Genomic DNA, 11,624 nt, shown 5'->3' with positions numbered 1-11,624 from the left:
TAGAAAGGGCAATACAACATGCGAAATATGAAGGAAAAAGAAATTCAACTACTTTCCAAGGTCTGTAGAGAACATGACCTCCCCATGAAACTGGTTGCGGAATTATTAAAATCCGCAACTAAGTTCTCTTATGAGAATACCGCTGAATCTGCCAGATTAAAAGACTACAGCGACCTTATTGATTACTATGGCAAGGGCAAGGGTGACTCTCAATGATCATTAAGAAACTTTCGCTTAAGAACTACAAAACCTATTACGGTCAACAAGACCTAAACTTCTATATTCCAAAAGATATACGAGAGGAAGGCAAACAAAATATCATTCTCGTCGGCGGTTTGAATGGAGCCGGTAAAACGACCATCCTCAAAGCAATCCATTACGCTTTGTTTGGCGAACGAGGTATGACTAAGGAAGAACATAAGCGTCAATTTTCAAACGTATTAAACAACACTTTCTTCGAGGAAGGGGGAAGAGAGTGCTGGATCCGCTTAACGTTGGAATTAGACGCTGGAGAGGAATGGGATTTGGTTGTTAAATGGACATTTAATCACAACAAGGTACTTGTCCAAGAAAACCGAGAATTAACGGTTCGGAAGCCCGGAATGATGGGTGGAAAAAAAGCAAACGTTGAAAATATCGCAGCGTACTATCGTTATATCGATCGAATTATTCCTTATCATGCAGCTCCATTCTTTATCTTCGATGGTGAAGAAATTAAGGAAATAATACTTCGTCAGAACAGCCAAGAGATGAAGGAGGCTATTCATAAGATCAGCGGAATTGATGCTTACAAATCCCTAATTAAGGACTTACAAGGTCTCAAGAACTCGGTAGCCCGAGAACTGGCCAAGGCCAAAAATCAAGCAGTTGTCTCAGGTCATGCTAGGAAAGTAGCGGAACTCGAATCCGATATTGCTGCACAAGAGCAGAAACGCGATTCGTTAGCTAAAGAATGGAAGCAAATCTTATCACTATTAGAGGATGCGAAAAAGAAACGAAACGACATCTTACTCAGCAATTCCCGTTCCCGAGAAACTATCGTCAACAAACAAGGGCAACTTACACAAAAATTGCAGTCTTCTATAGCTAGTTTGAACGACATGATTCAGAGGAAAGCCATTGAAATTATTCTTAGCGAGAAGATTCAACTGTTACAAAACACATTAAGGCAAGAATATGACCAGCGTCAGCGGCGGCTTATTCTTGATGCCAAAATGACACCATATTATACCTTCTTCAACCAACTTATTCAGGAACCGATTACGCCTCCGCTTTCGAATGAGCAACTACTTCAACTCAGGGAGGCGGGCGAACAGTTGTGGAAGAGAGAAAATAACATTAATGAGCAGCCGCGGGAGCAACCAACTGATTTACACGATCTTACTCCCAACGACTATAATTATCTAGTTTCGCTCCAGAAGGCTAATCGTCAAACTGTCATACATTTCATTAACGTGATTGAAGCCTGTCAGCAAGAACTCGCCGCAACCGAAGTAGAGCTGCGTAACGCACCAGAATCCATCGACGTTGCCGGAGAGAATGAGCAAATCGACTTACTTACAAAGAAGTTAGGCGTTCTAGATGTTAAATTAAGGACTGCAAATGTTAAATTGAAAAACCTAAAGGAAGAAAAAACTCAGGAGTTAGGAAAACTGTCCAGGACCTCTACCAATGTGGGCGACAGTGAAAAGTTGACTCAACGCCTACATAACATTACCAAGCTCGAAAATGGCATGCAGCAATATATTCAAGAAATGACACAACTAAAAACCGAATTTATAAGAGAAGAATTCGCCAAAATGCTCACGACCCTTCTCCGAAAACAAGATGAGTTCGGTCGCATCGAATTTGACGTTACTACTTACACAATTCGATTGTATAATGAACGTCAACAAGAAATAAGTATCCAGGATCGCTCGGCAGGCGAAATGCAAATGATCGCTTCATCGTTAATATGGGCGCTTACAAAAGCATCCGACCTTTCCCTTCCAATGATAATCGATACGCCGCTCGGACGGTTAGACAGCCAGCATCGGAATCACCTGATTCACCATTATTACAAAAATCTGAGTGAACAAGTGATAATTCTGTCCACCGATACGGAAGTCACCGAAGAATATGTCTCGCTGATGAAACAGCATTCCTATAAACAATACATGTTGGATTACGACCAGAAGAAAAAATACACAGTCATCCGCGATGGTTACTTCAACTTTGTAAAGGTGTGAGTCGATGTCGAACCGTAAACGTAATTTGTCAGGGACCGGTAAAGAATTATTAGATTCCTTATGTGTCAGAGCAGAAGTGGAACGCCCCGTCGCTTTAAAAATAGCCTTAGCCAAAGGTATCGCTCTTGGCCGTTACGAACTTGAACCACCGAAAGACGACAAGCCAAAATGGACAATTCCTGATGGTCTCATAAAAGATCGGGAATACTTGTTATTTAAACATCTTATTATCCAAGAGCAGCAGAAAAGCTTAGATGAAGAGACAGTGAGTGACTATGTCTTAGCGTATATTGAAGCTGGTCTTCGTGCACTTCAGAAAGTAACGGAAGAACAAACCTCCCTTGAAGATTTTCGCATCAAGATGCTGCAGTAGTCATCCTTGCAACAAAAAAGTGCCTCCTTCGAGGCACTTTTTTGACTATAACCGCTCTCTAATCGGAGTAATATTAACCACCGTTACAAGCGGCGAGGATAGTGTCCCATCTTCCTTCAGGATCGGCCCGTTGAAGATGCACTGCCCCTTTTTCAGATTGGATAATTTTTGTTCCATCTTCTTTTTATCTGACTGATCACTCGACAAGTTCCCGGCAACATATGGCGTTTCTTGTTCAGGTTGCGCAAAGTACAGCTTTTGACTGGAGTTCTGTAACCTAGCTAATTCATCATTACCCAGTTGAGCCTTTAAGAACTGTGTCGCAAACCAACCTGACCATCCAAATTTCCTTCCCTCGGTTAAAATTTTTGTTGAAGGCGAATTTTCGCTGTGATCCAAATTTTGTGCCTCATCCAATACAAGCGAAATCGGCTTCGTTTTGTGACCGTTTCTTAAGGAGTAATTCCATAAGTCCCAGAGCACAAATTCGGTTAATACCAACTGAACATCTCTCTGGTAACCTGTGAGTTGAATAATATATATCTCGCCATTGCCGTCTATAATATCGCCCCAGTTGATTGGAGCGTCATCAGCAAACGGGTCTCGATCAATAAACGGTCTGATTTGGGACAATGCAGTTTTCGCGTAGGAGGATCCATCGTTCTCAAGTTCTTGTCTTAAATGATGGAGCGAGAACTGATCCCCTTGCTGTTCTAGCCCTCTCAGAATTGCATCATAAATCGCGTTTAATTGTTGGATGCCAAGAGAGTTATACACTGACGAAAATATGCTTTTTACCCGTTCCGCAACATCCGTATTTCCTTCTGGGAGCGTAATCCCACCAATATTACGAATGTTCTTCCGAAATGGATTTATAGGAAATTTCTCGTTAAACACAACACGCTGCGTAAGCTTTGATCCGAGATGCTCAACAAAATCCGCTTCCAACTGGTTTGGCAAAAAGCCTTCCGTGTAGTCAACGATCAGACTGGAAATCCCCTTCTTTGAAAGTTCTATTAATAAGCATTGAATTAAGTATGTCTTGCCTTGACCAGATTTTCCTGAGATGAGCAAATGCCTATTCGCCAAATCAGTATGCCCATACTCCCAAAAGATTTGACGATCGCTATTTTCAGCCTTACCGATGAGCAGTCTTACCTTTTCTAGTCCCATTTTTTCTACGAGCGCTGGTATGTTTCCCTCCAAAGGCTCTTCGCTCGTTGGAGAATCACTTTCTTTCCCGGATTGCTCATCCGTTGTGGTCGAGCCCCCCCCATTGGTCGTTTTAGGTACCTCCTCATGTTCGTCAACGCGTTGCCCGTTATTAACTTCACCATAAGGTTCTGGGGTTACCAAGACGATTTGGGGCGACTCAGGTTGTTCCTCACCCTTCGTGTTCCCGTCCAGTAAATCCCCTTTCGCGCTATTAACTGTTTTTGAAATACCATCACCTTCAAAGACTTCCTCAGTATCATCCTGCCGAGCACTATATAGCGAAGATAGCATACGCTCCTTAATAAAATCGTTCTTCTGGTACTGGATCCATGTTCTCGTGCTTTCCATGGATTTCGTCAAGATGTTATATCCATCTTCTTCAGGTACTTTCAAATAAGTTACGTCATCCTCTATATAAGAGCTTCTAACGTAAGCAGCTTTCTCAAACGAAAGAACAGCTCCAGAACCAATCAGGGAGTTTACATTATGAGAAATTTCAAAATCATCTTTTAGCAGTTTTTCAATTTGTTCGATTTTTAAACGATATCCTTTCTCCAGCCAAAATTCACTTTGATCCAGCTTTTGTGCATTCGTAATGAATAACTGAGCGAAGAAATATCGGTAAAACATGCTTGTAAACGGCTGGTTTAGACTTGTAAGAGCATCAATAATGATATTCTTTGTTTTCTGCACTTGATCCTTTGCCTTCCCAATCACCGTGCTATTATTGATACCAATCTTAACTTCAACCGGATAAAAATGCATTTTCAGCTTGCCTTGTCGGTTTTCCATCCCTACCAAAAGCAAATCGTCGCTATGCGCTCCACTTACGCCTAAATTTTTGGCGGTAAATACGCCCTCCGATTTATTCAAGCTTACAGCTCCTGCGACCCTTAAGATCTCCTCTAGCGAAATCGGTACCCAGAGGATATTGGGGTGATCGAAATAAGCCAGTGACAGCTTGATTGCGGAAATGATGCTAAGTTTTTCTCTAGTGAAATGTCCCTTACTGCCAGTAATTCGAAGCAACCATTCCCCGTTAAACGTATTAAACGCTTTAACGGTGTTTAGAATCCCCTGCTGGTTTACTTCCACCTGCTTTTTATTGAGCACTTCCTTAATAACGGAGTAGTACTGGGCCGATTTATCCGTTACCGTAATTGCATCATACTTTGATGTGGTCGAATATTGATCGCTGTAATGGATGACAACAAGATTCTTAAAACTATAAAAAAATTCCAGATCAATATTCGAATCGATAAATGTTACCCAATAAGATGAATTAAATATGGCTTCAAGGGTCTTTTCATCTGCAGTCGTCGTCCTGGAACAAATGGCCTCTGCCTTATGGTAAACGTTATTGCCGCCATTCTTCAAGTTTGCTACCAATTCATTCAAATAGAAGGAAGCACTCATTAAGAGATTATTTGGGTCAATCCCATACCCTTTAATACCAAAGCCAGTCCGGTAATTTTCTGCCGACTTCATAGCCGGAACGTATGAGTAAAGGCCTTCTAAAGCGACTCCGGCCATCATCTCATTCATCGGCTGTAATGCATCTTTTTCTTGAGCGTGCATCTTGTAGAAAGAGATATGCGCATATTTATAATTATTTGTTTCTACTTGCTTGTAATAAGTTAGCTTCGTGCGGATGACTCTAAGAAGGTCTAGTGCGTCGAACTGTTTTGACGAAAGCGAGATTGCAAATTTCTCCTGCAACTCTTCAGTTGTATTAATTCGGGAAAATTCATCGAAAGCGCTTGGTGTTTTGCTCTCTCTATACAACGTCAATTCAACTGTAAAAAGCCCATCTAGCCCCTTGCGTTCAATGACATGAAGCATCCACAGAATGATTCCACGGAGCACCTCCGCGTCATTCTCAATATGAATTAAATTGATGTTTAACGGCGCTCTAGAACCGCCCGCGAATAAGTAACCAAAATGTTCTTCGAATTGATGCAACTTATCCTCAATAACTTTAGCTAAATATTTATTGGCATCCGCAACTGACACTTGACTTACCGGTTTATACACCAACCACTCCATCAACTTGGTCTGTGGTTCAGGTTTATATAAGCGCTCTTCTTCATCAGTATCGTAAAGGAAAGGCAAAAGCGCATCCGGCCTCAAGCGATTCATAATATTGCTATCAACTTCTTCGTTTCCGAGAAAATCGTTTAACTGCAGCTGATAAGCCACTACAAGCGGGTGAAAGGGAGTGAGGTATATGGTATTATGCGCTTTAATAATGCCTAACTTAAATAAATCTCTACCTCGTTTCCCTGCCTCCTTATTTTCCGTGAACGAATCAACTACATTGATGAATACTTGTAGGTATTCTTTAGCTCTAGAAACCAATTCGTCCGAGTAATGGGTTAGACTAGGTATGTTACGAATGACACTAAACTGGTTGATGAACCTACTATATGCTTCACGAAGCTCTTCATCGAGTTCAATATGGCCTCGAACTAAATTTCCAGAAACATAGGTCGCCGTTCTATATCCTTCCTCAACCCATTTATTCTCCCATTCAAAGAACTGCTTATTTTCACCGTGCATATAGTATTCACGATTCCCAAGAATAAGCCGATTGTTCTTCCACTCAAAGCTCCTTTGGTGTTCACGTTTTAACTTCCAAATCCGTGCCCCTGTAATCGGGATCGACTCTGGAAGTTCATTGATCAGTTTTATAGGGACGATGACTCCATTAGATTGTTGTAACTGTAACTGGAGGGTTTCTTCGTCAGTGAAAGCCTCCGGTTGTGGCTGCACGGTCAATTTACCTTCTGTTGGAATTAAAACGGTTTGACCATCTTCATTTACGACTACAATCGTCTCATCAGTTCCTTGGCCGAAGTTCAACCGATCGCCTTCAAATTGAAGCGATATGAATCCGCTCTTCACGTCTACGGCATATGCCGCACGATAGTTTTCCAAAAGCGACGGGTGGGTCGGAACTACAGCAATGTGCAACTCCGCACCGAGCGTAGCTTTATTGTCATGTCTATAATCTACTTTTGTGAAGACGCATTGTTCCGTTCCTAGAATTTCAACTTGAATCGTAGTCCTTCCAACCTTTGCCGTCACCTGGCTGTTGGACGTATGAAAAAACTTTTCATGTAGACTCTTTATTTCCCCTTCAAATTGAAACGTCACTGAAAATTGAACGGACCGAGCTCCTTCCGGATTAAAAATCAGCAAATGTCTTTTTCTTTCGCCTGCTTTCGTTTCTTTCACAGGTCTATTCCAGAGCAGCGCGTGATCGTGATACTTAATTTCTTTAAGATTTAACTCCGCCTTCTTTGAGATTACCTGAATTTGATTAGAATTGTAGACATCTGAAAACGAGATTTCTGACCATGTTTCTTTTTCGAGCTGATCCCTCACCTTACCGGTAAATTTTTTGTCCAGTTCCTCGAAATCCAACCCGAAATCATGGATGTTCTTTACGTAATCGAACAATTCACGGTTCGCTTCAATTCGTTCTTTCAGCTTATTACCTTTTAAAGTATCTAATTGGTCATCTTTGAATAAACCTAACATCTTATAGTCTTGATCTTGGATGCTACCTACCTCTAAGATACGAAATATTTCTTCGAAATCAAAAATCGTGATTTGTTGAAACACCTGCTCCTGTAGTGTAAGATCCATACGGTCTAACAGAATTAGTTGCTCTACCTTGCTTAATGCGCTTTTTTCGATTTCTTGTTTCAAGTGAGTTACAACCGATTGTGCGTGTAGTGGCATCCCTTCCTTGGATAAATCACTACTGCCCCCTTGAATCGAATCCAACTGGGAAGATACGATGCTTAATAACGCACTGTTCTCCCAAACTCCCTTTTGCTCCCCTACCTGATTGCGCAAGGTTACCAAGAAATCTGGTTTTACGTTGTTAGAAGTGAACGCTACCACAAGATTTATACCGTTAACCGGGAGCGCGAAAGTAGTATAGGATTCACCGTACTCATGTTGATACGTAAATGCAATACTGTCGGCATGTGTCTGAAGGGCTTCCGCCATCCCTTCAACATCGCCTTCATGATCTAATTGAAGATAATAGCGTTCTCCGGGAGATACTAATTCTTTTTGAAAGAACTGATGGAGCATATTTGAGATTTTTTTAAAGAATGGGTTTAACATATTGTGCATCTCCACTATCGCTTTTTTTGTCCAAAATATTTAATGCATCGAATAGCTCAATGATGGCTTTCTTGGAAAGTCGATCAAAATCTACGCCCCGCTTGGCAAATTCGACGAACAACTTATTTAATGGCATGCGAGTATCCTTAACGCAAACCGCCGTCAGGAGAAGCAGCATCTCCTGCGTCATATTAAAAACTTGACCTAGGCTGCTCCTGCTTTTAATAAAGGTCTTTCCCCCGAATCCCGAGAGATTCCTCCCATATTTCACGGCTGCTTCTTGGTTGACGCCTTTCTGTACTCGCTTAAAGAGACCCTCCATCGCCTCACCGAGCTCGTTATACGTACGGAAGCTCTCATCCTCCCCATTTAAAGGGAATTTTTTAGCGTATTCTAAAATCCATTGGTTCAAGCTGTCAACAAAGTTTGCTCTGTCTTGATCCAATTCCAACCGTTTGTCCAATTCCACATACGTTATAAATGGTTGGTCCTCCGTATCCGACAGCATGCTGAGTTGGGTCATCGTATGCACATGTACGAACAAATGCGGGAGCTTCTCTTTAATCGCGCGATACCCCAATCCTTCGGTAGCTTTGCGTCTTTTGCTTAACGTTTCCCACTCCAAGGCAAAATACAGAGGAGTCGCTTGACTGTAATCAGCTTCTATAAAACGTTCAAATTTAAATAACAGTTGGCAGATATAATTAAACGCATAAAAATGGGTCAGTAAAGAAAAATGCGATAAAAAGTAGTCCCTATGTTTGTTCATGTAAAGCAAATCTTCACGGTAGAGAGAGGAGAGGAACGGAAGTAGACCTTGATGTTTTCCTTTGTCTTTTCGGCTTGCAGATACCACTTTTAGATTCTCAAGAATAAGCTCCGTCAAAAGATCGTCCGCTTGCTTATCCCTAAAGATTTCCGCTACTGCCTGATCTCCCTCGACAAGTACATCCGAAATAAATGCCGCGCACTTACGTAGGCTATCCTTTTCCGGGGCGGGCAAATAATTGTAAATATATGGATGGAAAACATTCATACTGCGATTTGTTCCAAATAGGAAGTGACGCAGAAAACGTTCAAGGTCTTCTTGGACTTCCGTATTAAATTCAATTTGACTAGTTAACTGTAAAATGAGTGGATCTTCAAATTCCAACTCATCTTTTTGTTTTTGCTGGGCTTGAGTGGTATTTCCGCAAATCTGTCTTACGTATTCCCCGACAAGCTCGTCAAATCCACCCTTTAATTCAACTACAGTCTTTGTAACAAAAGGTAAAACGGGATTAACTGGGCTAGAAGGGGGATGAATACTCTTATAGGTTATCTTTAACTGGTCTAGGTTTAAGGCCAAGTTCATCATTCACTACTCCTTTTCGAAAACAAAAGAGGAAAAATCACCTTTGTAAAGTTTGTAAATTCGAGAGTCTTCAGGAAAATGGACTAATATTTCCTTGTTCTTCTCCCCAAGTCTCATGATTTTTTCAATAAATTCAACGAAATTAACGGCATCTTCCTCGTCCTTCTTATTCGGACAATACCCATTCAGAACTTTTTGCAATAGCTCGTACAAAGGATAATCGACTTCTAAACTTACAATTTGCTGATTAGGGAAACAATAAGACACCTTGATCGTATTTCGAAATGTATCCAACTTATCCTTAGAGATTTGCTTAAGATCCGCTATATGGGGAGTTAACGCCAGTTTCTGTGCAATACGAATTGCATCGGTAGATTTATTAATGTAAACATAATCCTTCAAAGGCGTCCCTCTCCAACGATGAATAGCTTCCTTCATCTCATCGTAAAGAACCTTTAACTCGGGCCTAGATCCTACATTCACCCCAAATAACATTTTCAAATACTTCTTATATATATCGGAACTCGTTCTCTCAAAGAAATCCCTGTTTGTCAACTCTGCTAGACGGATAATAAATTCATAGTACGCAGAAAAAATTTCTCGAGAGTACTCATGCTCCTCCGTTTGCTGAAACGCTTTAAGCCATCTCAATGCAACCTCGTTCGATATATGCGTCTCCGTAATTTTGGACCAGTTGCTTGAAGTATTCAGTTCTATAATAACATTATCCGTAAGCGAACTCCGCTTATGAATCGGATCTAAATCGTGCAATGTTCGTAAAATAAAGGAACGCTCTCTTCTTTTAAACATGAGGGTAGGAACTGCATGCTCCATTCTCTCAAAATCCCCCATAAAGTCATATGGAGTCTGATCATCGGGAATCACTATATCCGCAATAAAGTTAAGAAAAGCCCTGGCCGAGATCACAACTTTATACTGAACGATAGCTTGGGTGACGAATTTTACAATCTGCCCTTGGACAACGTTGTTTTGGAGAAACAGATAGTTTTCGTGCATCATAGTCTTAACGTTTCGAGATAAATCTTCCTTGAATGCTAGATAAAACGGATTCCCATCGTTTGGCGAAAAAATTCTTTCTAATATAGTGCTAAAGAAACTCGACTCCGCTCCATGTGTCGTTACCTCATATGGGTGATAGTCGCTGAAGCTGATTAAGTCAAAAAATGCATCCCGCTGACGTTCTTTTGCCGTATCACTTGAAAACAATCCACATTCGTTTACAAATCGTTCAAGGCGACTATACGTTACTCCTTCACGGCTCTTAATAGAGATAAAATTATGTAATATCCCTAGATTTATTGCTAATACTACTTTTCTATCCGACGAAGCGATTCGCTCGTCGGAAAAGTCTCTCAAAATGTCATCCAGCGTTTCCATTGCATCCTTGGAAGGAGAAAAGCTCTCGGTAGCGTCATTGAAGATTTCGTAACCCGCCAAGAGTTCCGGCTTATTTTCTTTAAGATAAGCCAGAAGATGAGATTTGCCATCACCTACGCTTCCGCATAACAATATCAAATTCGAATTCGGTAATGCTTGTCTATGTCTTAAGCAATCTTCTACATCAATCTGAACCTTCCGCTCAACATGCAAATAGTCTTTGTACTTGCTGAATGCGTTGGCATTTTCAATCGCTTCTTTCGAAGAATCTCTAAGCCGTCTCATCTCCCGTAATAAATAACTTTGCCCCGTTGATAGATTAAGGGTAAGGAGGGATTCTTCTGCTTCAATGGATGCCTCCTCAGGACTGACAGCGCTATTTCTTTTGTTGGATTGCTCTGCACGAACAAGTTCCATAATTTTCTTCACTTCCACTTTGAGGTTCTGAAGTTCCTCAGAATTCTGGGATAGTGGTCTCGGATATTCGTATTCTGGAACGGAGGCTTGAAACGACAAATACGTTTCGTAATACCATTTAAAGATCAGGTATACGGATCTATGTAATTTAATTGCCTCGCTAAGATCGTCATAGTTCAAGGTGTGTGCGGCTTTGTTGCCTGCCATTCGAACTGTATGCAGCAAGCTCTCGATTTCACGGGTTATGTATCCTTTGCTTAGATATGAAATTTTTTCATGTAGGCTCCAGTTCCCTTGAGGTTCAATTTTTTCAGTCTGTAACACTCCCTGGAGAATTACTTCAACAAATACTCTAGCTTTCACTATAGCGCTTGCTGGATCCTGATAAATCAAACTCTCCATCTTAAAGATCAATGCTGCAGCCTCAGTATTCCATTGTTCTATGAACTCAACAAAAATCGACTTTTGTTGTGTCATTATTAAATCAACTCCGTATAAT

The 11,624-nt window shown here is 41.1% G+C and carries 6 protein-coding genes; 3 read left to right on the top strand and 3 right to left on the bottom strand.

Translation table 11 applies throughout. From position 1 onward, the window contains the following. Positions 1-18: 18 nt before the first annotated feature. Genes GQS10_RS23690 through GQS10_RS16095 form a run of 3 tightly spaced genes read left to right on the top strand, consistent with a single transcriptional unit; the run spans position 19 to position 2,601 of the window. Entirely contained in the window at positions 19-216 is a 198-nt protein-coding gene (locus GQS10_RS23690; RefSeq protein WP_166244007.1) for a DNA modification system-associated small protein, read from the top strand. Then, positions 213-2,228 (top strand): DNA sulfur modification protein DndD, encoded by a 2,016-nt coding sequence (gene dndD, locus GQS10_RS16100; protein WP_166244005.1) that lies wholly within the window; start codon positions 213-215, stop codon positions 2,226-2,228. Before GQS10_RS23690 ends, dndD begins: the two co-directional genes overlap by 4 nt. A 4-nt stretch (positions 2,229-2,232) precedes the next feature. After that, positions 2,233-2,601, top strand: a complete 369-nt coding sequence (locus GQS10_RS16095; protein ID WP_166244003.1) for a hypothetical protein — start codon at positions 2,233-2,235, stop codon at positions 2,599-2,601. A 45-nt stretch (positions 2,602-2,646) separates the two neighbouring features. Here GQS10_RS16095 and dptH read toward each other — a convergent pair whose 3' ends face one another. From dptH to dptF, 3 genes are read right to left on the bottom strand one after another with little or no spacing between them, the layout of a single operon-like run. Next, complete coding sequence (dptH, locus tag GQS10_RS23245; RefSeq protein WP_243735211.1) at positions 2,647-7,956, bottom strand: DNA phosphorothioation-dependent restriction protein DptH; 5,310 nt, start codon at positions 7,954-7,956, stop codon at positions 2,647-2,649. Next, positions 7,937-9,313: a DNA phosphorothioation-dependent restriction protein DptG gene (dptG, locus tag GQS10_RS16085; RefSeq protein ID WP_166244001.1), complete on the bottom strand. Its 1,377-nt coding sequence runs from the start codon at positions 9,311-9,313 to the stop codon at positions 7,937-7,939. Before dptG ends, dptH begins: the two co-directional genes overlap by 20 nt. 3 nt (positions 9,314-9,316) lie before the next feature. Beyond that, positions 9,317-11,602, bottom strand: a complete 2,286-nt coding sequence (gene dptF / locus GQS10_RS16080; RefSeq protein ID WP_166244000.1) for a DNA phosphorothioation-dependent restriction protein DptF — start codon at positions 11,600-11,602, stop codon at positions 9,317-9,319. Positions 11,603-11,624 lie beyond the last annotated feature (22 nt).

Origin of the sequence: Paenibacillus turpanensis (assembly GCF_011421635.1) — a bacterium.
Classification (GTDB): Bacteria; Bacillota; Bacilli; order Paenibacillales; family YIM-B00363; genus Paenibacillus_AK; species Paenibacillus_AK turpanensis.
This window is presented reverse-complemented; position numbering and strand designations above follow the sequence as displayed.

What these genes read in the sequence shown, in the direction of transcription:
- GQS10_RS23690 (WP_166244007.1), top strand. Translation starts at nt 19, where the DNA reads ATGCGAAATATGAAGGAAAAAGAAATTCAACTACTTTCCAAGGTCTGT.
- dndD (WP_166244005.1), top strand. Translation starts at nt 213, where the DNA reads ATGATCATTAAGAAACTTTCGCTTAAGAACTACAAAACCTATTACGGT.
- GQS10_RS16095 (WP_166244003.1), top strand. Translation starts at nt 2,233, where the DNA reads ATGTCGAACCGTAAACGTAATTTGTCAGGGACCGGTAAAGAATTATTA.
- dptH (WP_243735211.1), bottom strand. Translation starts at nt 7,956, where the DNA reads ATGTTAAACCCATTCTTTAAAAAAATCTCAAATATGCTCCATCAGTTC.
- dptG (WP_166244001.1), bottom strand. Translation starts at nt 9,313, where the DNA reads ATGATGAACTTGGCCTTAAACCTAGACCAGTTAAAGATAACCTATAAG.
- dptF (WP_166244000.1), bottom strand. Translation starts at nt 11,602, where the DNA reads ATGACACAACAAAAGTCGATTTTTGTTGAGTTCATAGAACAATGGAAT.